Origin of the sequence: Erysipelothrix sp. strain 2 (EsS2-6-Brazil), assembly GCF_016617625.1 — a bacterium.
Taxonomy (GTDB): domain Bacteria; phylum Bacillota_I; class Bacilli_A; order Erysipelotrichales; family Erysipelotrichaceae; genus Erysipelothrix; species Erysipelothrix piscisicarius.
The window spans coordinates 23,302-46,572 of sequence record NZ_SBAR01000007.1 but is presented as its reverse complement, the minus strand read 5'-3'; the positions used below and the strand labels follow the sequence as shown (position 1 = coordinate 46,572).

Below are 23,271 nucleotides of genomic sequence, written 5' to 3'. Positions count from 1 at the left end.
CGACTTAAGGAGTACTCAAAATGATACATAAATTTATTGATAACGGAAGCGATAAAACGCTTGTTTTATTTCATGGTACAGGTGGTGATGAAAACGTATTACTGCCGGTAGCGAAAATGGTTGCCCCCACAATGAATCACCTCTCCATCCGAGGCGACGTCGTTACGTTTGGTAAACGACGCTTTTCTGCTGTACAAAGCGAAACTCAAATTCTTGATGAAGCGGACTTATTGGGCCGAGTTCGTACAATCTTGGATACTGTGAAGTCATTACAAGACACCTACAATCTTGGCGAACTATGGGCATTAGGTTTTTCTAATGGCGCCAATACCATCGCAGCCTTAATCCTAGAACAACCAACCCCTTTTAAAAAGTGTGTCTTACTGAGACCAATGAACTTCACAAGTGATACACAGGAGCTTGATTTAAAGGGCATGGACATTTTAATCCATAGTGGTCGATTTGATGATATAATTCCTTATGAAAGTGCCGTCGCTTTGGAGAAACGTCTCATTAATAATAATGCACGTGTTACACACCGCATTTATGAATTGGACCATCGGATGCGCGCTTACGAAATCGAAGAAATCAAACAATGGTTTGATATGGAGCTAACATTATGAATAACCCTTATGAAATCCTAAATGCATCACAAACATTTGTGATAGCTGGAATTAATAACAAACCCGAATCGTATGCATACCGCATTTATAAATTGTTAGAACAAAAAGGTAAAACGGTTCTTGGTGTAAATCCAAACTATACCGAAATTAATGGCAAGACCGTCTACCCTTCCTTTTCGGAAATCACGGACACCGTTGATGTTGCTGTGATGGTTGTTAATCCTAAAATTGGCATTCACATGCTCGAATCAATTAAAGAGAAAGGCATCAACGTTCTCTGGCTTCAACCCGGCACCGTAAACGACGTTTTACGTGCCAAGGCAAAAGAACTTGATCTCAATGTAATCGAAGCCTGTGTGCTTAAGGAATACGCTATAAACGAGCAATAAACATGAAAAAAACGGAATCTCATCCAAATTGGGTGTGATTCCGTTTTTTTTATTATCTATTTTACAAGCAGTGTTCGTAATTCCGCCATACGTTCACCAAATTTTTCCAGTGTTTTATCAACAGCTGTTGATTCTGTCATATCAACACCTGCTTTTCGTAGGACATTGATAGGATAATCAGAACTTCCCGATTTTAAGAAGTCAAGATAAGGTGTCGCATCGCCACCATTATAAATTGTTTCACTGAATAAAGTTGCCGCACTAAATCCTGTAGCATATTGGTAAACATAATAGTTGTAGTAGAAATGAGGGATCCGTGCCCACTCATAACCAATTTCCTGGGTACTGATCGATTCACCATAATAGAATTGATTCAGTTTGTAGTACGACTCAATGAGATAATCAGCCGTTAAAGCAACGCCCTCCTGGTCTGATTTATGGATAAGGTGTTCAAACTCAGCAAACTGCGTTTGACGGAACACCGTGCCTTTAACCGTGTCTAAATAATGATTCAACAGGTAAGCACGAACCTTAGGATCCTCATATTGATCCAATAAGTAATTCAACAATAAATTTTCATTTGTCGTTGAAGCAACTTCAGCAACAAAAATCGAGTAATCACCATAAATGTAAGGTTGATACTTACGTGTAAAGTAAGAGTGAACACTGTGGCCGAGTTCATGAGCAAGTGTAAAGACATTATCTATATTTTCTTGCCAGTTTAACAGAATATAAGGGGCACTTCCATAAGTACCTGATGAATAAGCACCCGATCGCTTCCCTTTATTCTCAACAACATCAATCCAACGTTCATTAAATGCACGTTTTAATACTGCACAATATTCTTCACCCAGAACACTCAAGGCATCCAAAATTACTTCTTGTGCTTCTTCATACGTAAATTTTAAATCCACTTCATCAACCATTGGGACATAGATATCATACATTTGAATATCATCAATACCCAATGCATCTTCACGAAGTGCAACATAATCATGAAGTAAATCAATATTATTATGAATTCCTTCGAGAAGTGAGTCATAAACTTCTTCGTCAATATTATTTGCAGCAAGTGCAGCTTGACGTGCTGATGCATAATTACGAATCGTTGCATTGAAATTATGAACCTTTACATTTCCTGATAAAGTACTTGCAAGTGTATTCTTTAAATTACCATACGTTGTTTGCATTGCTTTAAAAGCATCTTCACGAACTCGACGATCCGCACTCTCCATTAAGAGTGAATAACGTCCGTGTGATAATTGAATATCATTTCCTGATTCATCTTTAATTGTAGGGAATTGAATATCCGCATTATTTAACATACCAAATGTTTGCGAAGAAACGCCAAAGATTTCGCCTGATGATGCGAGAATACGCTCTTCCTTCTCGCTAAGAATATGAGGTCTTGATTTAAAAAGGCGATCAAACTCGTGATGATATAAAGTGAGTGCCTCATTTGATTCAAGATATTCGCGAATAACCGCCTCATCTGCAGATAAAATTTCTGCTTCATAGAAAGAAAAACTTGATCCAAATTGCGCAAGAAGCGATTGTACGCGTGCATTCATTGCTTGATACTTAGGGTTTGTGGTATCGACATCAAAACTTAGATGTGCATAAACATATAAAAATTCAATACGATAACTTAATTCATCACGAAATTTAAGACCCGCTAATAAACTCTCTGCGCTCTTGGTGAGTGTACCGCGATATGCAGCCACTTCACTTAAGTCGTTTTGAATCGCATCAAACTCTGCATTCCATGCGTCATCATCTTTAAACATAGGTGTTAAATCCCATGTATCTTTTATATCCACTTCACTTCGAAGTGGTAATTCATATTTATCCGACATAAATACACCTCTTATCTATTGCGGTTTTACCCGTTACATCTATTTTACCACAAGACGATTGACTGTGCTAAAAAACACATAAATCTACAAAATAAAAAAACTCACTTCCTAAGAAGTGAGGTTATTGACACTATGGTGACCCGTACGGGATTCGAACCCGTGAATGCATGCGTGAAAGGCATGTGAGTTAACCGTTTCTCCAACGGGCCATATAAATGGCGCTTGTTGCAGGACTCGAACCTGCGACCCACTGGTTAACAGCCAGTTGCTCTACCGACTGAGCTAAACAAGCATCACTTAAGTGCTCATAAAATATACCATACGAAATATGACTTGGCAAGCATTATTTCACAAATAAATCATACTTTTTGAATATATTGATTATATGTGAATTACAGTCACAATAAGACGGTAATGTCCTTATTTCTAAAAAAAAGTTACATCGTTATGATGCAACCTGTAATTTACACTATGGTGACCCGTACGGGATTCGAACCCGTGAATGCATGCGTGAAAGGCATGTGAGTTAACCGTTTCTCCAACGGGCCATATAAAATGGCGCTTGTTGCAGGACTCGAACCTGCGACCCACTGGTTAACAGCCAGTTGCTCTACCGACTGAGCTAAACAAGCATCGCGTAAGTGCTCATAAAATATACCATACCCATCTCGACTTAGCAACCTTTTTTCGTGAAAATAATTGATTATTTTCGCTTTTTAAGAAGGTGTGATTTAGGGTCTTCATTTAGATGTCGTCGCATCTTGAAATTCATTTAAATTAAGGAGATAACAAAGGATCTTCCGTGCCCATACAAATACCTTTGGACAAAGAAAAACCTCATCTTAACGATGAGGTTTGTTATTTACACTATGGTGACCCGTACGGGATTCGAACCCGTGAATGCATGCGTGAAAGGCATGTGAGTTAACCGTTTCTCCAACGGGCCATATAAATGGCGCTTGTTGCAGGACTCGAACCTGCGACCCACTGGTTAACAGCCAGTTGCTCTACCGACTGAGCTAAACAAGCATCGCCAAGTGCTTATAAAATATACCATACTAATATTGCCTTGACAAGCATATTTTAAAAATAGTTTAAGTTTTTTCAATAAATTCAACATGCGTTGGTTTTGGAATCAATATTTGTGACGGTTGACGTCGGGGAAGACAGAAAACCGCAACAAATAAAAGACTCGTTTGCACCGCAAATAAGGGAATATCGAAGATCCCATACATGATGGTCGCGACCAACACCCCTAAAGCTAAGGGGTAGTCTAAGTAATACGCATTTAAGTATATATCACGTAATTTTTCAATTAAAAATGCGACAAGAATCATCGTCCCACAAATTCCAAAACTTAAGAAACTTTCAATAAAAATATTATGTGCATCAATATTATCGAAAAGCAATGCATAGGTAAACATACCCTTACCAAACCACGGTTCTTTCAAAATTTGATGAATTGCTTTATCCCAAATCTCAAGGCGAATGCCGCTGTGCTCAGCAATTTGCATAAATCGTGGAAACAAATCAGGTCTCGATAGAATAAATAAGGTTAAGAGCGCACCTAAAAGAATCATCACCTTAAATTGCGTCCATTTTTTTTGAACCAAAATTACAGTAAGAAGGCCAAACATTAACGCTACGATAATTGATCGTGTACCTGTCAAAAACATTGCATAGAGGTTAATGATAAAAGCTCCTGCATAGAAGGCACCCAATCGGTAGTTTTTAAATGTTATTTGAAATTGAAGTTGATTAAAACAAACCAACAGAACAATTAAAAGGATAAACGCATACAAGTTGGGGTTATCAAATGTAGAGTACGCTCTAAAGTATCCATCCCCATAAAATGGAAGATGCCCCATCTGTATTACACCATCAAACAATCCCATAAACGATTTATACCAGACCGGTCTCCAACGGATAAAGTTAAAGAAGAAGTTAAATAAGGAACACCAAACAATATAATATTGCATCTTCATGTATTCTTTAGGGCTCATTCTTCGATTTAAAACAAATGCATAGGCTACTAAGACGATCAAATATAACGTCCCCATAACCCCTTGCATATTCTTGTTCAACAGCGCCACACCCAAGAGATAGGCCCATAGAACCCAAAACAAACTCGATTTAAATCCTTTATAACGAATCCATTCGTACAATACAAAAATTCCTGCCACAATGACCGCTGGATATAACAAATAATCTGGTAAGAATAACACCATAATCATCAAAAAAATCACGTTTTCTGATAGCAGTGTTCTTACTTTTGTACTGAAGTCTTTTATTATTTTCATCATATATATTTTACCACATTAAAAAGTGACGACTATTACAATAGTGTCACTTTAATCTAAGAAGCCATCCAATAAAGCGAAATCACTATAATTTACTCTTCTTTTTTCTCTTCTTTCGACGGTTCTCCGTTTTCATTTGATTGTTTTTCTTTTGCTTCAGCTTGTTCTGTTTTTAAACGTTCGACAAGTTCTGAATCTTTCGACTCAGAAACAAGCTGAATTTGCTTATCTTCCATATTTCCGTTTTTTACTAATTGGTAATAAATAAAATCACCACGATTATCCTCAGTAACATCGGTAAAGTTGAAAAGATTAATTTCTAAATCATATTGTTTTTTCGAGCCCACTGTTGTGAAGTACTCGGTCACCGGTAAAATTTCAACCACGTGATCATATGCTGATTCAATTAAAGCAGATGCATCTTCTTTCGAAGTATCGGGCTTCATTTTGAGCTGAATACGAAGCGTAGCTGTCTTTAACGAGACGCTCACAGACTCAAACTCCGAACGCTCCTTCAAAGCCGCCTCGACCTTTTTTTGAAGGTCTGACGAGATTTCAGGATCATGATCATTCGCGAATCGTTGTCCGGTTAATGGTTTTCCAGATTCGATTGAAGCCTTAACGATTGTAAAGCCCAACCAAAGAGATGGAATTAGGATTAAAACAAGACAGATAATGATTGCATAATAAGACCAGTCATGTTTTTTTGTTTGTTTTTGTTTTTTAACTTGAACTTCTTTATTTTGCTTTGGATCCATTTTTTTTGTCATTGCGATCCTCCTTATGCATTTAAATATTATATTATTTTCTATTTATTATCAAGCACACGTACAACCAGTTCATTGGTTACACGAGGATTTGCTTGCCCTTTTGATACCTTCATTACTTGACCAACGACAAACTTAATGGACTTATCAAGACCATTTTTATAATCTTCAATAACTTGTGGACTTTGAGTCAACACGTCTTCAATCCACGCTGTAATTGTTGATTCGTCGCTGATTTGAACCATACCCGATTCTTTAATTACTGCTTTCGGAGATTTTCCTTCAACAAATTTCGCAAACACTTGTTTTGCTTGTTTTGAATTGATAGAACCGGATTGAATTGCTTCGATAAAATCAACAAAGTGATCAACATTGAGCCATGCGTCAAAGCTGCGGTCACCTTTTTGATCCAGTACCGCTAATACATCTTGTGTTAACCAATTCACCAGTAATTTATAAGCATCTGTTTTTTGAGCTAATACATCAAAGTAAGCGGATAATTCCGGGTTTTTAACCAAGACACTCGCATCATATAAACTTAAACCCATTTGGTCTTGATATCGTTGAATGCGAGCCATAGGTAATTCAACCAATGTTTGGTTAAGGATATCTTGACCAATTCGTACAGGTACAATATTCGGTTCAACAAAATAACGGTAGTCTACAGCCGTCTCTTTAGTACGCATTGCGACTGTTTCTTGTGATTTTTCATCAAAACGACGTGTTTCAGTGATTACTTGTTGACCTGAATCTAAAATTTCTGCCTGACGCACACTTTCAAACTCAATGGCTTTTTGAACGTTGTTGGTTGAATTCAAGTTTTTAATTTCTACTTTTGTTCCAAAGGCTTCTTGCCCTTCAGGTCTTAATGAAATGTTGACATCGCAACGTAAAGACCCTTCATCCATGCGACCATCAGAAATGCCTAAATATACAACCAATAATCGCAATGCGTCCACATAGGCCGCTGCTTCTTCACCAGTTCTAAAATCTGCTTCCGTAACAATTTCAAGTAAAGGTGTTCCCGCACGATTAAAATCGATTAACGTTTTATCCCCTTCATGAAACTGTTTAGCCGTATCTTCTTCCATATGAATACGGTTAATTCGTACATGCTTTACGGTTTCACCTACAAGCACATCAAAATGACCATGTTGACCTAATGGAAAGAATTGTTGCGTAATTTGATATCCTTTTGGTAAATCCGAGTAAAAGTAATTTTTACGATCAAAGCGAACGAGATCATCAATCTCACAATTGAGCGCTTTACATAAACGAACACCATAGTTCACCGCTTGTTTATTAAGCTGAGGTAAGGTTCCAGGGTAACTTAAATCAATTTCATTGATTGCGGTATTCGGTTTTTGTCCGTACCCAAGGGGCGCTCCTGAAAACATCTTTGTGCTTGTTTTTAGTTCACAATGAATTTCAATTCCAATAACTGCTTCGTATCCCATTAAAATGCTCCCTTCCAGTTAATTAATGCCTCAAACGCTTGTCCATATGCAAACATTTTCGCTTCCGTAAAGGGTTGTGTCGAAATATTGATTCCAACAGGAAGTCCATCCACAAGATCAAGTGGTAACGTCATACTTGGGTAACCACTAAAGTTATTAATGACCATATGGTTTTCCCCAATCAGATAAGCATCGGATAATTCATCCATAGGTTGATTCTCAACCGTTGGAGCAACCGTTCCTGAAGCTAATGTGACCATAATATCAACATCTTCGAAACAAGATGCATAAGCATCGACTAATAAACGACGAACTTTCTTCGCTTGGTCAAACACTTCTTTTTGATTTGCATCATCTAATGCGAAGGCACCAAAGATAAAGCGACGTTTAATAAGTGAGCTAAATCCATTTGTACGCGTATTCTTCATAATCTCTTCAAGTGAATCACCCTCTTGCGATAACCCAAAACGCACACCATCGAGATTCGCATGATTTGCTACAGCTTCTGAATTTGAAATTACACTGTAAACCGGAAGCATTGTACGCATTAATGTTTTATCGATTGTTTTTTCAACCAAAACTGCGCCTTGTGATACAAGTGCTTCCTTAAAACGACCAAATGATGCTTTAACAGCTTCATTTTCGATTGCATCTTCAACTGTTTTAAAAATACCAATGCGTTTTCCGTTTAAATCCATATCAAGAAGTTGTGAATACGGTTCAACCGGCTCCATGGAACTGGTCATATCACGATCATCACGTCCAGCAAGCACTTCGAGAAGGCGTGCTGCATCCGCTACATTTTGGGTGAAATAACCCACGTGATCAAGGGAAGACGCATAAGGAATCACACCATAGCGAGAAATTCGGCCATATGTTGGCTTTACCCCTACAGCGCCACAATATGCAGCAGGTTTACGAACACTATCGCCAGTATCGCTTCCTAATGCAGCGCGAACAGCTTTCGCACCTACAAGCGCCGCAGAACCACCTGAAGACCCGCCTGATATTCGTGAAGTGTCGTATGGATTGAATACGGGTCCTGTAATGGCAGAAAGATTTGTACCACCCATCCCCAACTCATCCATCGATGTCTTCGCCACAATAACAGCACCTTCATCTAAGAGGCGATCTACAACATGTGCGTTGTAAATCGATTGATGGTTTGAAAGCAACTTACAACTAGCAGTTGTAAGCGTTCCTTCCATATTAATATTATCTTTTAAAGCAAGATCCCATCCAGATATCAAACCAGCTTTAGCTTCATTTGGATCTACAAAACTGACAATCGCGTTAAGACGCTCATTTTCTTTTTTTAAATTGCCGATTATTTCATCGATTGATTTACTCATTTGTTAACCACCTTTACAATTTCAAAGTAATCCCCCTCAACCCGCGGTGCATTTTCAAATGCAAGGGATTGATCAATAACATGATTGGGTTCATCCTCACGAAGCCAGGTCGTTTCCATTTCAAAAGGATAAGACATCACTTCGACACCTTCAGTATCGATTGCCTGAATTTTATCAATATAACGTTCAAATACATGAGCATTTGCTTCAACCATCTCAAGTTCTTCATCGGTTAGACGAAACATCAAGTCGGAAGCAAATTTTTCAATAAGCTCTTTATCTAACTTTTTCATAAATCCTCCTAAGTTACTGTAATAATAATGGGTTTGTTATTCCCAGGTTCTTTACGAACAATCATTCGTGTATTTTGATAGACTTTGATATTTACGGTTATGGGCGCTTGAATGTCTGAAAATGCGCTGACCCGCTCGGACACATATTGCGCAAGTCCATAAATCTCAAGATAAGTCTTTGCACCTGTTGTTAAGTCAATATCAAGTTGTTGAACTTTTTTATCAACCACAAACATCTTACCGGTTACACCAATACTTTCGTCATTCATAAAGTCAACAACTTCACGTTTAAATACGGAGAAATCAGCAGAGGTTTCTGGATATTCTTCAGATGCTTCTGACGTCCCAAGGAGCGTCCATTTTTCATTGGTTTGTTCAAATTGACCACCACGCGATTCAAAATATCCCTCGCCAATGACACGTCCAGGTAAATATTTCCCTGGCAATGAGTCTGTATCACTTTCTTGTGCGTAAAGCACAAGGTAAATGGGTACATCACTCATCCCTTCAATCGTACGTAAATAGGAGATGAGTCGATTTCCAATCGAAGTTCTTGCAATTTCATAAAGCGTTTCATCCGATAAGCGAACAGGGAGTCCCGTCCCCGCCTCGGTTTGTACACGTTTCATGACGAGTGCAATCCCCACACCATCAATTTTATTGATATCATTACCTGAATGGAAATTTACCTCTACGACATCACGTACAAATGTGGGTGTTTGAATTTTACGTCCTTTTTCCACAAACTCCGTTCCATCTACCGGATTTAAACCATACGGATAATTCTTCGATTCATGACGGAGCAGTTGATCATAATGGTCATCGTTAATAATTGACCCTTCTGAAATATTGAAGTTGGCAGGATTAAAATGATCTTTTGACTTATCTTGAAGTCGCCGTCCAATTTCAATCATGTCCACTTCTCTAAAGTTTGTTCCATAATTTTGTCGCAAAGGCGACGTTTTAAACGGTGTGAGGATTGAATATTCTCCTTTACCACCTTGAATAACCGAAATATTTTCTTTATCTGTTTCCGGCTTGGTCTCTTGGCGTGCACATCCTGATATCAATAAGAGTCCCACCAGACTAACAATCATTATTTTTTTCATTTTCATGAGTTCACCTCATTCAAGAATTCTTCTTCTGTCCATGTTTTAACGCCCAATGATTGAGCTTTCGTCAGTTTTGATCCGGCACTTTCACCATATACAACAACATCCGTCTTACTGCTTACACTGCCTGATACACTACCACCAAACGATTCAATGATTTTCTTGGCATCGGTTCGCCCCATGGTTTGCAATGTTCCGGTAAGAACAAACTTCTTGCCTTCAAATTTATTTGAAGTTACTACATGATTGTAATTCCCATTGACGCCACGTTCAAGTAAATCTTCAATTAATTCTCGATTATGATCAATTTCAAAGAATGAAACAACAGACTGAGCAATAACGCTACCAATCTCATCAATTTCAATGAGTTCATCATACGTTGCGTTCATCAGTGAAGCAATGTTTTTGTAGTGAGCGGCGAGAACATTGGATGTTTTCGCACCAACATGTCGAATACCAAGTCCAAAGATTAACTTCTCTACCGAATTGTTTTTACTGTTTTCAATTGCCTCAAGTAATTTTTCTGTGCTTTTAGGTCCCAGCTTCTCAAGTTTCTCAAGAACATCTTTATGTTCATGTAAGGTATAGATATCAGTGATCGTTTTAAGCAAGTTCGCATCATGCAATTGATAGACACGACGCTCCCCTAAGGTATCGATGTTCATAGCATCTCTTGACGCAAAATGAACGAGTGCCTCAGATATTTTCGCAGAACAATCAACATTCACACAATAATGATCTGCTTCTCCTTCAAATCGAACTAAATGCCCCATACATACAGGACATACTTCAGGAAACTGATAAGGCTGAATTACATCCGTTCGATGCGTTACATCAACTGAAACAATTTCCGGAATGATCTCACCCGCTTTACGAACAACAACCTCATCACCAACACGAATGTCTTTGTTCATAATGTAATCCTCATTATGAAGGGTTGCGTAACTTACAAGTGATCCTGAAATCTGAACCGGAGTGAGTTTCGCATTGGGCGTAATTTTCCCTGTACGCCCCACTGTCACAAAGATATCTTCAACACGACTTTTCACTTCTTCTGCCTTAAATTTGTAAGCAATCGCCCACCTTGGCGTTTTAACGGTAAATCCAAGTTCTTCCTGCATCGCAAAGTCATTTACCTTAATTACGACACCATCAATATCATAAGGCAAGGATGCACGCATTTGTTCGATGTCTTCAATGCGTTCCCAAACGGAATCCATGGTATGGCATAAGCGGATTTCCGGATTTACTTTAAATCCAATTTGTTTTAAATACGTAAGCGAATCAAATTGACTTGTAATCCCTAATTCTTTTGCATTGACCAAAGTATACCAAAAACCATCAAGACCTCGGTTCGCCACAACTTTCGAGTCTAATTGACGAATTGTCCCTGCCGCTGCATTTCGACAATTCGCAAAAACCACCTCATTGTTTTCTTTTCGCGATTCATTAACCCGGGTAAACGATTTAACGGGCATAAACACCTCACCACGAACGGTAACATCTTCATCAACATTAAGCTTAAGTGGTATGGAATCAATCACACGAATGTTTTGTGTCACATCTTCTCCGACGGTTCCATCGCCCCGCGTCACAGCTTGTGTAAACATTCCATCTTCATAATCAACGGACATCGCAAGTCCATCGATTTTTAATTCCACAACATATGAGACAGTCGGAAATTGAGTACGCAAACGCTCATCAAAAGCTTCTAAATCAGCACGCGAAAACGCATTCCCCAATGAAAACATCGGAAATCGATGCGTTACTTTTGAGAAACGATCCGAAACCGCACCCCCAACTTTTTGGGTCGGTGAATTAACATCAAAAAACTCAGGATGTTGTGCTTCCAACTCGTTTAATTCAAGTAACAGTTGGTCATACTCGACATCTGAAATGGTTGGTTGATCCAAAACATGATACTCGTAATTATACTGATGGAGTTGTTTTCGTAACGCTAAAATCCGTTCTTTAATCATGACATATCTCCCTTCAATCGAATGCCTGCATATTTTCTTGAAATTACTTTCGTACCATGTGGGAAGTTAAAGGCGATTTTAATCGTATCATCCTCAACACGAATTACGATGCCTTCGCCAAAGTCATCATGAACAACCTGGTCTCCACTTTTAAATTTGATTTTTTTCTTTAACTTCGTAAGACCCGCTGCTTTTTCAAACGAACTGATTGTGTCTTGAACTTCACTACGCGTTATGGTTGGCGTCGTTTCCAATCCTGAAGGTTTTTCATCTAAGTGCATTTCTTTAATAAATCGAGAAGCTCGCGCGTACCCGCCCGCAACAAAGTTGTATCCAATATTATTTGAAAGGAACAGCCGTTCTTTCGCACGTGTAATTGCAACATACATTAATCGGCGTTCTTCTTGGATTCCTCCAGAACCTTCTTGAATGCTGTTTTTATTTGGGAAAATATTATCCGCGAGCCCCATAATAAAGACGTTCTCAAACTCCAGTCCCTTGGCTGCATGAACGGTCATGAGACGGACATACTCGCCCTCCACCACTTCGCTTTTATCACCATAGAGACTCACCATCTGAATGTATTCTTCTAAACTCGGATTTTCATAATTTTCTTGGAACGTTAGTGCATCCCCAATTAATTCTTTGAGGCTTTCAACGCGCTCCAGTTCTTGAATTTTTTCGAAATGTTCACGAAGTCCACTTCGTTTTAATACATATTGCATAATCGTTTCAATTGATGCCTCTTGGGCCATTTCGCGAAAATCTTCAATCATCATGACATAGTTTCGTATCTTGGGCGTTGCTTGCTGATGATGAACATCATAGAGCATGCACTCATACATCGTCATACCACGTTCTCTTGCCTGAAACATAATGGTATCCAACGTTTTTTCACCAATACCACGACGAGGCATTGCGATACTTCTTCGCAAGGCCAAATCATCACCATGTGTAATCATCCGTAAATAACTCATCATGTCTTTAATTTCAGCTTGGTCGTAGAATCGTAAACCACCATAAATAACATAAGGGATTCGACGCGCCATCAAGACTTTCTCAAGTGCACGCGATAAGTAATTCGAACGATACAAAACAGCCATATCTAAGTAAGAATGCCCTTCATCGTGTAGCTCCAACATCCGATTCGCAACCCAAAACGCTTCGGCATCACCGTCATCCAATGTTGCATACTGTACCGGAAATTCACTTTCTTTATTTGCATAAAGTGCTTTATCAGGACGATCTTTATTATTTTTTATTAATGTATTTGCGCTATCGAGAATGTGTTGCGTCGAGCGATAGTTTTGATTTAGGGTAATCGTTTCTGAATCGGGATATTTCTTATTAAAATCGATAATAAAATCAACATTGGCTCCACGCCAGGTATAGATTGTTTGATCAGGATCTCCAACCACATAAAGTTGGTTCTCATCACCAACAAGTGCATCCACAATTCCATACTGAACATGATCCACATCTTGAAACTCATCAACTAAAACCACATCAAAGCGACGACGCCATTTATCACGAACTTCAAGATTCTCTTTAAACAAACGATTCACTTCTAAAAGTAGGTCATCAAAGTCTAAAGCAAAAAGTTCATGCAAACGATTCACATAAAAACGATATAAATTCACTTTTTTCTGTTCGTGATAATTCGATCCCGCCATACGTTCCGCTTGCGCAACATCAACGCCTGCAAATTTATTATTTGAAATATAGGTCAATGCCTCTCGGAATGAAATATCTTTACGATCATAGTCAAATTGTTTATATGCTTCGCGCATCACTGCTTGCTGATCTGAAGTGTCCAAGATTGTAAAATTGCGAACTAAATTTAACGCTTCATACTCTTCACGAATAATACGCACACATAATGAGTGAATGGTTGATGTATGAACACGAATTGCTTCGGGCAACATCGCTTCCATACGTTCTTTCATTTCATTCGCCGCTTTATTCGTAAATGTAATTGCACAGATTTTAGATGGATAATATCCAAGATCTGCGATGAGATGCACGATCCGGGTTGTAAGAACTCGAGTCTTACCACTTCCAGCTCCCGCTATAACACGCACATGTTTTGCTTTTGTTAATACTGCTTCTTTTTGTTCTTTATTTAATCCTTGAATATAATCCATTTTATCACCGCTAACATTATAGCATATTCACTCGTTTGACTGAGTGACATTTACTAAGTAAATGTTTGCGCTCAAACACCTTTCTAACCTATAATATGAAGGAATATATTTAGAAACTGAGGTAAACGTATGAGAGTCCCTACTGAATGGACAGATTTTGAAGTCCTCGACGCAGGAAATGGATTAAAAACAGAACGCTATCATGATATTATTGTGCGACGTCCTGATCCTGTTGCGACATGGAAACCCACAACCCCGGGCATGCCGATTGATGCTTTTTTTAAGGAGGGATGGCATTTTAATCGAACCCTTCCCGAAAGTTGGATTATCAAATATAAAGATTTAAACTTTAAAGTTCGCCCAACATCTTTTAAACATACCGGGATTTTCCCTGAACAAGCTGTTAACTGGGATTGGATGCGTTCTGTTATCCAATCCCACAATGAGCCAGTTCGCATTCTTAATTTATTTGGATATACCGGCGGTGCGACCATCGCTTGTGCCAAAGAAAATGTTGAAGAGGTTGTTCATATTGATGCACTTAAAGGAATGATTGCTTGGACACGGGAAAACATCGAACTGAATGATTTAAATGACAAAAAAATTCGAACAATCGTTGAAGATGCTATGAAATTTATTGAACGTGAAAAACGTCGCGGACGGACCTATCATGGTATCATCATGGATCCGCCAAGTTTTGGACGGGGGCCTAAAGGAGAGCGTTGGAAAATTGAAGATCAACTGCAACCGCTTCTTAACGCTTCTATGGAACTTTTAGATCCCAATGCACTTTTTGTCGTCTTAAATACTTATACGACAAATCTTACGCCTAAAAAAGTTCGTCACGCGTTAAATGATGCGCTGCGCAATCAAAAACTTCCGATAAACACACACAGCGAAGCGATAGGACTACCTATCACATCCATGGATACAATGTTACCCTGTGGCGTCACAACAAGGTGGTGTTATGATGAAAATCTTTTATGAAGATAACCACGTTATTGTCGTGGAGAAAAAACCGAATCAACCCTCACAAGGTGATGAAAGTAATGACCTTGACCTCCTTACAGAAGTCAAAAACTATATTAAAGTGAAATATGATAAACCCGGCAATGTTTATGTGGGGCTTGTCCATCGCCTTGACCGCCCAGTTGGTGGCATCATGGTCTTCGCAAAAACATCAAAAGCAGCAGGACGACTCAGCGATCAAGTTCGAACACGTACATTAGATAAAACGTATACCGCTATTTGTACAGGCTATGTTGAACCTACAACGTTCCGAGATACTCTAGTTAAAAATCGCAAGACAAACACTTCGTATGTGGTCGATAAAAACCATCCGGATGGCAAATATGCGGAGCTTCATGTCATCGAAGCTTACTATCACCCAACCGAAAATCTGTCAACAGTTAAGATTAAGCTCGTTACAGGAAGATCTCACCAAATCCGTGTACAATTTGCGTCCCGTTCGCATGCATTGTGGGGCGATGCACGTTACAATAAGCAGGCAAAACCAGGGCAACAAATTGCGTTATGGGCGACCGAACTCAGTTTTGATCATCCCATAACAAAAGAGCGTATGACCTTTACAAGTCACACGCCCTCAAAATTCCCATTTAATCTCTAGAAACCATTGCCATAATTTCGTCACGACGTAATTCGCAATCATCATGAGCCATCTTAAACAGGGCTTCAAACTGTTCTTCAGTTCCCTTAAAGCGACCGACCCCAACTTCTTGAGTTGGATAAATGTAGGTTGCTTTTTTCTCGTCCACAAGTTTGTTTATCAACGCACGTTCTTCATAATAAACATCACGACGACTTTCAAAATCATGCACAAGTTTCGGATACTTACGGTATACACTTCGTAAAAGCATCTTCTGTGCAAACCCTTGATCTTTACGAACGTAATCTGCCGACTTTGTGGTCACAACAATATGACGTGTACAGCCTTCATCAATACTTTTTTGAACTGGAATCATCGTAGTAATCCCACCATCCATATATTTACGACCGTTAATCCATACCGCACGCCCTGCCACCGGCAGAGTACATGCAGCTTTAATAAATAGAGGTTCTTTCGCCAATTGTTCTTTATCAATCCAAATCGTTTTTTCACCTGCAATATCATAAACTCCGATATCAATATTTCCCGGGATTTTATTGATTTCAGCAATTGGATAATCCAAATCTTGAGTCACTGTATTGTAAAGGAAATCATAACCTACAATTGTTTTTTCCGCCAAAACCGGACGAATTCCTACATTGCGTTTATCAGCCGCAACATCAATCGCTGCTTTCTCCAAGGTATCTGCTTTACCTAAAGCAAACATACCACCATACAACGCTCCCGATGAAATCCCAACGATATAATCAAATTCTATTTTTTCTTGTAATAACCAATGTAATACGCCTGCCGTGTAGGCTCCACGCATTCCACCGCCTTCTAAAACTAAACCAATTTTTTCCATTTTAACCTCACATTAAGCCGCTAAAAATACGGGCGATTGATCGAAAGAGTCTTACGGGATATGGAACTGAAAGACAGTCCTCTAACGTAATCTCAATCGCATTCTCTGTAATCGTATGCATTACATCATCATAACAATCACCAACGATGTTGTTATTGATGAAGAGAATACTGCACTCAAAGTGCAAATAATAACTTCTAAAATCCATGTTTGTCGTTCCTACAAGCGCGATTTGATCATCTGCTACAAATGTTTTTGAATGCACAAACCCTGGTTCGTATTCGTAAATACGCACACCACTTTCAATCAAGATTTGATAATTGGATTTCGTCACATGATTTACAATTTTCTTATCTGGAATATGGGGAACAATGATTCGGACATCCACGCCACTGCGTGCAGCCAGCTCTAATGCCTGAATAACTTCATGTCCCACAATTAAGTATGGAGTTTGGATATAGATGTAATCACGCGCGTTGTTAATCATGGATAAATGAGCATCCAATCCCAGATCATAATTATCAGTAGGTGCATCCGCAAAAGGCATAACATATCCTTGTGCATTTTCTAAATCACCAAAGTCATATTTATAATCATTCGGATTTTCAATCTCTCCCGTATAATAACGGAAAAACTGTAGAAACATCAAGGTAAGTGAATGCACTGCATCCCCTTCGATCATGACTGCAGTATCTTTCCAATGACCAAATTTACTTCCGATATTAATATATTCATCCGCAAGATTGATTCCACCAATAAACCCAACACGACCGTCCACAACACAAATTTTGCGGTGATCACGATTGTTCATTTGGATTGCTAAACGCGCTACTAATGGATTAAATTCCACGCAAACAATTCCTGCCTCCTCACATTGCTTCTTCAAATCACGAAAGAGTGCACAACCCCAGTCATCATACATCAACCGAACATCCACACCCTCTTCGACTTTTTTTCGAAGAATAACAAGCAATTCTTGCCACATTAAACCTTCTTTAATGATAAAGTATTCTAAAAAAACAAACTTCTCTGCCTTGCGAATTTCTTCTTTCATATGCAAGAATTTTTCTTCACCACTTGCAAGATATGTTGCTTCTGTATTTTTATAAATTGGATAATGAGAACTTGCCATTAAATACTTCACAAGACGCGCCCAACGCGGGGTTGCCTCAATTGATTCTTCCAAAATACCAAATGACTCATCCTGTAAAAAAGCGTCTTTAGAGTAGGTATCACTAATTCGTTCACGCAACTTTTTCGGAACCTTTTTCCCTCCAAAAATAAGATAACACACAGCACCAATCGGAGGAATTACAAGAATAATAATGGTCCACGCCAAACGATAATAGGGATCGTCATTACGGTTTGTAATGTAGATAATTAGAAGGACTGATAAAAACACAAAAAAAGCGTGCATAAACGCGTAATTAAGCGATAAATTCCAAATTAATGCAACCACAATCGCAAACTCCGCAATCACAATAAGTCCAACCATAAAAATCTTATTCGTTAATAAACGTAGTAATGTTTTCATAAGTCCTCTTTCTATATGTAAATTATACTTTAAACTAAATTCAATAATCAAGTTTCTACTTGATTAAGCCTAATGCAAAAGTTATGATATTAAGGATAGAGAGGTTGATAATCATGACAATCAAACCAAATGACAATAAAGAACTTGAAGTAATTGTCGATGGCAAACGTTACCAACGTTTACCTTTAAAAACAAAATTAATCATGCGAGATGATAATTTAATTGAAGTTATCAAAGAATTTGCGGATGCTTCATTACACGATGGAGATATTTTATTTGTTACTGAGAAAATCGTAGCAATCACGCAGGGACGTGCATATCCAATTAAAGATGTGAAGCCACGTAAACTCGCATTCACATTATCAAAATACGTAACGAAAACCCCTCATGGAATTGGCTTAGGAATGCCTGAAACCATGGAAATGGCGCTTCGTGAATGTGGAACACCACGCATTATCCTCGCAGCAGGTGTTGCTGCAGTTACGAAACCATTTGGACGCAAAGGTGATTTCTACCGTGTAGCAGGTTCAAAGGCACGTGCGATCGATGGACCAACTTCCCATACAATTCCACCTTATAACGAGTATGTGGTACTGGGACCCGAACGTCCAAACGAAGTTGCAAAAGCAATTAAAGCTGCATTTGATAAGGATATTGAAGTCATCGTAACTGATATTAATGATTTAGGCGGAAATATACTTGGATCAAGTTCTTCCTCAATTGATAATCAATTAATGGTTAAAATATTAAAGGATAACCCCCTTGGTCAAAAAGCACAATCAACACCATTAGGAATTATCCGTAAAATTTAAAGTTTAATCGTATATATTTCTTTAGACGTTTCACCAAGTTTAAACAAATCATGATCAGCCATAATATCAATGGTTGAGTGATAGTTGCCACCTAACTTGAGAATCGTCTTTTTTGATGCAATATTATCAGGATTACAAGTAATAATTAATTCTGGTAAGCCTGCTTTTAGCGATTTCACAATTTCAAAAAGCGCAACACACGCATGATAAGCAAAATTGTGCCCTCGATAAGGTGGATAGATAATATAACCAATATTTCCATAATACCAAAGATCTCGCCCGTGCTCATTACGATACTCGCACCGTCCAACATAACGATCAATTTCACCTACATAAATATCAAATAAAAGTGTTTCAACACCGTTATCATCAAATTCATCTGAAATATCGATCAATTTTAGTTCCATTATGATTCACCTCGAATTAAAAATCTTTTTTATAGAATTTATAGCCTATATAACCAATTGCGCTCATTGCAACAAGATTAATTAAAATTACAATGACAACACTACTTATGTAATACTTGGAAATTCCAATTAGAAGTCGATAGAATAGTAATATTGCTATCGAATAGAAGCCAAACACCATTTTTTTATCACGAGCAGTGAATAGACGATAGAGAATGATTAAGACTACAGTATAAACGATAAAATCACCATAAATTGAAACAATTAGATCGAGATAATTCATTGGTTTCATAGCAATAATCGAATCGATTGTATTTTGCACAGCTTCCGCATTTACATTCTCTCCGATAAATTTTGCGGTATCACCTTTATTTATCGCAACCGACATAACCGCAAAATTCGCTAAGCTCATGGCCGTTTGAAAAAAATGCATAAGCATAAATCCAAGAGCCATTATAATTGGTGTTCGATCGCTATGACTTTTTTTAACAAAAAAATGCATAACAATCGCAGAAATAAGTGTGTAACCAATAACTAAATCTAATGAATAAATCAACATTTGTATTAAGGGGTGTAACGCCATGAACCATCCTGATTTATTTAGAATTAATCCAAAACCCGTTACAAACACATTGGTACCCATAAAGATTACAAGTCCCCAGATTAGAGTACGACTTAAATCCTTATCACGACGATAACGTCCTAGTAATACAACCATCATTGCGATAATAAACACAAAACTCACAATCATCATTGCGATTTGCAAACCACTTACATGTATTGCTCCGTCCATAAAAACTACCTCCACGTTTACTTTTACCTTTATTCATTATATTATAAACAAAGGAGGAATACCATATGAATCATCGTAATGAAAATGCCAGTTTTATGGATATTAACGTCAATATTATCGCAATAATTTTATGGGCTTTTAGCTTTGCTGCCGCAATCGGCAATCGTGATTTAAGCGTTTTTCCATTAATCTTTGCGTTTCTCGTCCTGTTTCTAGAAAAGCATAGCAATTATCTTCGTAATCACGCAAGCCAGATTGTTATTCTAAACATCGCAATCTTTATGATCAATTTAATTATCGGGCTGATTCAGACCATCTTCTTATCCGTATTTGGTTGGATTATCTTAGTCGGCCCCACTGCAGTCTTAGTTTTCACCATTATTAATATTGCATTAGGACTAATCTATAGCTTATATCATATATTCGGCATCGCCAAAGCGGGTAAGTATCAATATTGCAAATTGCCGTTGATAGGATTTTTAGGCGATAAGATCGAACAAAGTGTTTATAATAAATCGTAAAAGAGCACGCTGAATCATACATTTTGAATAATGTGATTAACGTGCTCTTGATTGAAACAAAGAAAAAACAGTGGATAAATCCACTGTTTTATTTTAGCTCACTAATTAGATAGCTCTAACGTTTGCTGCTTGTTCGCCGCGTGGACCTTCAACAACTTCGAAGCTAACTTCTTGTCCTTCTTCTAAAGTTTTGTATCCATCAGCAACGATTGCTGAGTAATGAACAAAGATATCTTGCCCACCCTCGATAGTAATGAATCCGTAACCCTTTTCAGCGTTAAAGAATTTCACTTTACCTGTACTCATGCTAGTACCTCCTATCAGAATAAGATGTACTCAAGCGTAATTCGCAAACTAATATACCAGTTCTTCAAAACACATTGAGTTTATTACGATTTAATATACAATACTAATCATAAACATTCTTATTACAACTTGATATTATCACTTCTAAAACACCTTGTCAATGAATTATCGTACCACAAACCCATAAATATTAAGCGTTTACATTTTGACCTAAAAACTCAACAAATAACGCTTTAAGATTGATGATATCAATTCAATGATTACTATTGATTTATTCTATCGAAAATGATCATGTTCAAAATATGTGTCCATCATGATAAAACGAACACATGGCGATTCATAATCTCTATTATGCATTCCTGAGAATTAAACAGTTTAGACTTCTACGGCATCAATTCCATAGTAATTATTAAACCTTCATAATATGCACTCTTGATTGGATTTTTGTTCGTTTTCACAATCGTGTATGTTTGCGATTCATTTGCGTACAGGACAAATTGGATTTGCATCACGTTTTTAAAGGTTCTTGTAATAGTTTTTAATGTTTAATGTTATTCATCGGGTCTTTAATGTTAAGAATATCCTCATAAATGATAAAAAATGAAAACTATTATTCCAGAACCCAAAGGGTTATTAATGCAAAACCTTTGAGTAATTCAGTTATAACCCCCTTGTTTTTAGATCGCCTCTCACAAAAGTTTCATTTTAAAATTCACACTAAAAGGGTGTGTACAGCTGCTTGCTTTGATCTTTCACTTCGAGAGCCAACTTATCGAAACGTATCCTGCATTCCCAAAAATCACGCACGTTTTACTTCATATCATCATGTTATGAAAGAGTACGTGTATCTTTCATTAAGATTTTCTGTCATAATAGAGTACGAAATGAGGAATATATATGAAACATATTTTAAAAGTAAAACATAATGATGAACTTTTGAATTATCTTTTGAGCCAAGACTTACCGTATAGCCGCTCAAAGATTAAGTCACTCTTAAAACACGAGTGTATTTCAATTGATAATGAAGTTACAACACAATTTGATGATGCCATCACAGCAGGTCAAACAATCACAATCGTGAGTCATAACCAGCAACGTGATACACCTTTACAAATCCTTTATGAGGATAAGGATATATTAGTGGTTGATAAACCTTATAAACTCTTAACTGTTTCGACGCGTAAAGAAGAAGAATTAACTGCATACCGTCTCGCAAGTGACTACGTCAAAAAACAAGATTCAAAAAATCGTATTTTTGTTGTTCACCGTCTGGATCAAGATACATCCGGTGTTCTAATGTTTGCGAAGAGCGAATACGTTAAACGTCTATACCAAGATAAGTGGTCTGAACTGGTTAAAGAACGTTTGTATGTCGCAATCGTTGAGGGGGTCGTTCCGAAAGATAACGATGTCATCCGCTCCTTTTTAAGACAAAATAAGACAACACACATGTACTCCACAACATCCGGTCAAGAAGCAATCACAAATTATGCAGTGATTAAACGCACTGAAAACAATACTATTTTAAAGATTCAAATTGATACTGGACGTAAAAACCAAATTCGTGTTCATATGAATGATATTGGCCACCCCATTATTGGTGATAAAAAATATGATGCGAAAACGAATCCCTTAAAACGTCTTGGATTGCATGCTTATCGTTTGCAAGTTATGAATCCTAAAACAAAGAAATTGATGACTTTTGTATCACCATTACCACCAAAATTTAAAAAATTATCCAAAATCACACCTACACAAGAATCATCAATCTAAAAGAAAGATCCCCACTTATTAAGCGTGGGGCTTTTTTTATGTTTTTATACGGATCGACCCTTTCAAGATCACAGTGTAACTCAGTGACGCAAGCATTAGAATTAACAAATGTTTGATTGAAAAAGTGCTAGTAAATACCATCACAATAATGCGCATTATACTAAGTTGAAGGACACTGATAATAATTAAATGCTCAAAGGAATGTTTCACTTCATTTGAGGTAAAACCCAGCGATTTTAGTTGTACGAGGTGGTTTTCATCCTTAAATGTCTTAGTTGCACTATTTATCGACACCCCTATCATCACACAACTTCCAACTATCCAGATACTGCTAAGCATATCGAATGAATTGGGAGCCATTTCATTTCGAATCGATACAAAT

At 37.8% G+C, this 23,271-nt stretch carries 21 protein-coding genes and 6 tRNA genes; 7 read left to right on the top strand and 20 right to left on the bottom strand.

What is annotated here, in order from left to right:
• The first annotated feature begins 20 nt into the window (after window positions 1-20).
• Both EPJ89_RS05550 and EPJ89_RS05545 read left to right on the top strand, forming a co-directional pair.
• Window positions 21-623 carry an alpha/beta hydrolase gene (locus tag EPJ89_RS05550; RefSeq protein WP_161637024.1) on the top strand — a complete coding sequence of 201 codons (603 nt, stop codon included), beginning with the start codon at window positions 21-23 and terminating at the stop codon, window positions 621-623.
• Window positions 620-1,012 carry a CoA-binding protein gene (locus EPJ89_RS05545; protein ID WP_200549213.1) on the top strand — a complete coding sequence of 131 codons (393 nt, stop codon included), beginning with the start codon at window positions 620-622 and terminating at the stop codon, window positions 1,010-1,012. Before EPJ89_RS05550 ends, EPJ89_RS05545 begins: the two co-directional genes overlap by 4 nt.
• A gap of 56 nt (window positions 1,013-1,068) precedes the next feature.
• Here EPJ89_RS05545 and pepF read toward each other — a convergent pair whose 3' ends face one another.
• From pepF to EPJ89_RS05470, 15 genes are all read right to left on the bottom strand, one after another.
• Complete coding sequence (gene pepF, locus EPJ89_RS05540; RefSeq protein ID WP_200549211.1) at window positions 1,069-2,868, bottom strand: oligoendopeptidase F; 1,800 nt, start codon at window positions 2,866-2,868, stop codon at window positions 1,069-1,071.
• A gap of 133 nt (window positions 2,869-3,001) precedes the next feature.
• A tRNA-Glu gene (locus tag EPJ89_RS05535) sits at window positions 3,002-3,077 on the bottom strand.
• 7 nt (window positions 3,078-3,084) lie between these two features.
• Window positions 3,085-3,160 (bottom strand) — tRNA-Asn (locus EPJ89_RS05530).
• 180 nt (window positions 3,161-3,340) lie between these two features.
• Window positions 3,341-3,416: transfer RNA gene (locus tag EPJ89_RS05525), tRNA-Glu, on the bottom strand.
• A gap of 8 nt (window positions 3,417-3,424) precedes the next feature.
• A tRNA-Asn gene (locus tag EPJ89_RS05520) sits at window positions 3,425-3,500 on the bottom strand.
• Between the two features lie 238 nt (window positions 3,501-3,738).
• Window positions 3,739-3,814: transfer RNA gene (locus tag EPJ89_RS05515), tRNA-Glu, on the bottom strand.
• Between the two features lie 7 nt (window positions 3,815-3,821).
• Window positions 3,822-3,897 (bottom strand) — tRNA-Asn (locus EPJ89_RS05510).
• Between the two features lie 65 nt (window positions 3,898-3,962).
• On the bottom strand, window positions 3,963-5,171 hold the full coding sequence (locus tag EPJ89_RS05505; protein WP_200549209.1) for an O-antigen ligase family protein: 1,209 nt from the start codon (window positions 5,169-5,171) through the stop codon (window positions 3,963-3,965).
• A gap of 89 nt (window positions 5,172-5,260) precedes the next feature.
• Complete coding sequence (locus EPJ89_RS05500; RefSeq protein WP_161637020.1) at window positions 5,261-5,938, bottom strand: hypothetical protein; 678 nt, start codon at window positions 5,936-5,938, stop codon at window positions 5,261-5,263.
• 38 nt (window positions 5,939-5,976) lie between these two features.
• Window positions 5,977-7,392 carry an Asp-tRNA(Asn)/Glu-tRNA(Gln) amidotransferase subunit GatB gene (gene gatB / locus EPJ89_RS05495; RefSeq protein WP_161637019.1) on the bottom strand — a complete coding sequence of 472 codons (1,416 nt, stop codon included), beginning with the start codon at window positions 7,390-7,392 and terminating at the stop codon, window positions 5,977-5,979.
• Window positions 7,392-8,744, bottom strand: coding sequence for an amidase family protein (locus EPJ89_RS05490; RefSeq protein ID WP_161637018.1), 1,353 nt, complete (start codon window positions 8,742-8,744; stop codon window positions 7,392-7,394). Before EPJ89_RS05490 ends, gatB begins: the two co-directional genes overlap by 1 nt.
• Window positions 8,741-9,037, bottom strand: coding sequence for an Asp-tRNA(Asn)/Glu-tRNA(Gln) amidotransferase subunit GatC (gene gatC, locus EPJ89_RS05485; RefSeq protein WP_125164176.1), 297 nt, complete (start codon window positions 9,035-9,037; stop codon window positions 8,741-8,743). Before gatC ends, EPJ89_RS05490 begins: the two co-directional genes overlap by 4 nt.
• An 8-nt stretch (window positions 9,038-9,045) precedes the next feature.
• Window positions 9,046-10,152 carry a CamS family sex pheromone protein gene (locus EPJ89_RS05480; RefSeq protein WP_161637017.1) on the bottom strand — a complete coding sequence of 369 codons (1,107 nt, stop codon included), beginning with the start codon at window positions 10,150-10,152 and terminating at the stop codon, window positions 9,046-9,048.
• Entirely contained in the window at window positions 10,149-12,128 is a 1,980-nt protein-coding gene (ligA, locus tag EPJ89_RS05475) for an NAD-dependent DNA ligase LigA (RefSeq protein ID WP_200549207.1), read from the bottom strand. Before ligA ends, EPJ89_RS05480 begins: the two co-directional genes overlap by 4 nt.
• Window positions 12,125-14,272, bottom strand: coding sequence for an ATP-dependent helicase (locus EPJ89_RS05470; RefSeq protein WP_200549205.1), 2,148 nt, complete (start codon window positions 14,270-14,272; stop codon window positions 12,125-12,127). Before EPJ89_RS05470 ends, ligA begins: the two co-directional genes overlap by 4 nt.
• A gap of 129 nt (window positions 14,273-14,401) precedes the next feature.
• Between EPJ89_RS05470 and EPJ89_RS05465 the strand changes: the two genes are divergently transcribed.
• Both EPJ89_RS05465 and EPJ89_RS05460 read left to right on the top strand, forming a co-directional pair.
• Window positions 14,402-15,259, top strand: coding sequence for a class I SAM-dependent methyltransferase (locus tag EPJ89_RS05465; RefSeq protein ID WP_161637014.1), 858 nt, complete (start codon window positions 14,402-14,404; stop codon window positions 15,257-15,259).
• Window positions 15,240-15,899: an RluA family pseudouridine synthase gene (locus EPJ89_RS05460; RefSeq protein ID WP_237558296.1), complete on the top strand. Its 660-nt coding sequence runs from the start codon at window positions 15,240-15,242 to the stop codon at window positions 15,897-15,899. Before EPJ89_RS05465 ends, EPJ89_RS05460 begins: the two co-directional genes overlap by 20 nt.
• Here EPJ89_RS05460 and EPJ89_RS05455 read toward each other — a convergent pair.
• Window positions 15,889-16,743, bottom strand: a complete 855-nt coding sequence (locus EPJ89_RS05455; RefSeq protein WP_125164171.1) for a patatin-like phospholipase family protein — start codon at window positions 16,741-16,743, stop codon at window positions 15,889-15,891. The genes EPJ89_RS05460 and EPJ89_RS05455 overlap by 11 nt on opposite strands.
• 7 nt (window positions 16,744-16,750) lie before the next feature.
• The gene (cls, locus tag EPJ89_RS05450; RefSeq protein ID WP_123171829.1) at window positions 16,751-18,277 is read right to left on the bottom strand and encodes a cardiolipin synthase; all 1,527 of its coding nucleotides are present in this window, start codon (window positions 18,275-18,277) and stop codon (window positions 16,751-16,753) included.
• Between the two features lie 113 nt (window positions 18,278-18,390).
• Here cls and EPJ89_RS05445 point away from each other — a divergent pair, with 113 nt between their 5' ends.
• Window positions 18,391-19,089, top strand: a complete 699-nt coding sequence (locus EPJ89_RS05445) for a coenzyme F420-0:L-glutamate ligase (protein WP_161637012.1) — start codon at window positions 18,391-18,393, stop codon at window positions 19,087-19,089.
• Here the strand turns inward: EPJ89_RS05445 and EPJ89_RS05440 are convergent.
• On the bottom strand, window positions 19,086-19,496 hold the full coding sequence (locus EPJ89_RS05440; protein WP_200549203.1) for a GNAT family N-acetyltransferase: 411 nt from the start codon (window positions 19,494-19,496) through the stop codon (window positions 19,086-19,088). The genes EPJ89_RS05445 and EPJ89_RS05440 overlap by 4 nt on opposite strands.
• 16 nt (window positions 19,497-19,512) lie before the next feature.
• Window positions 19,513-20,289 (bottom strand): hypothetical protein, encoded by a 777-nt coding sequence (locus EPJ89_RS05435; RefSeq protein ID WP_200549201.1) that lies wholly within the window; start codon window positions 20,287-20,289, stop codon window positions 19,513-19,515.
• 65 nt (window positions 20,290-20,354) lie between these two features.
• On the opposite strand from EPJ89_RS05435, the gene EPJ89_RS05430 reads away from it, so the two are divergent.
• Window positions 20,355-20,810: a hypothetical protein gene (locus EPJ89_RS05430; RefSeq protein WP_161637010.1), complete on the top strand. Its 456-nt coding sequence runs from the start codon at window positions 20,355-20,357 to the stop codon at window positions 20,808-20,810.
• Between the two features lie 105 nt (window positions 20,811-20,915).
• Here EPJ89_RS05430 and EPJ89_RS05425 read toward each other — a convergent pair whose 3' ends face one another.
• On the bottom strand, window positions 20,916-21,116 hold the full coding sequence (locus EPJ89_RS05425) for a cold-shock protein (protein WP_018580069.1): 201 nt from the start codon (window positions 21,114-21,116) through the stop codon (window positions 20,916-20,918).
• An 897-nt stretch (window positions 21,117-22,013) separates the two neighbouring features.
• Here EPJ89_RS05425 and EPJ89_RS05420 point away from each other — a divergent pair.
• Window positions 22,014-22,889, top strand: coding sequence for an RluA family pseudouridine synthase (locus EPJ89_RS05420; RefSeq protein ID WP_161637009.1), 876 nt, complete (start codon window positions 22,014-22,016; stop codon window positions 22,887-22,889).
• Window positions 22,890-23,271 lie beyond the last annotated feature (382 nt).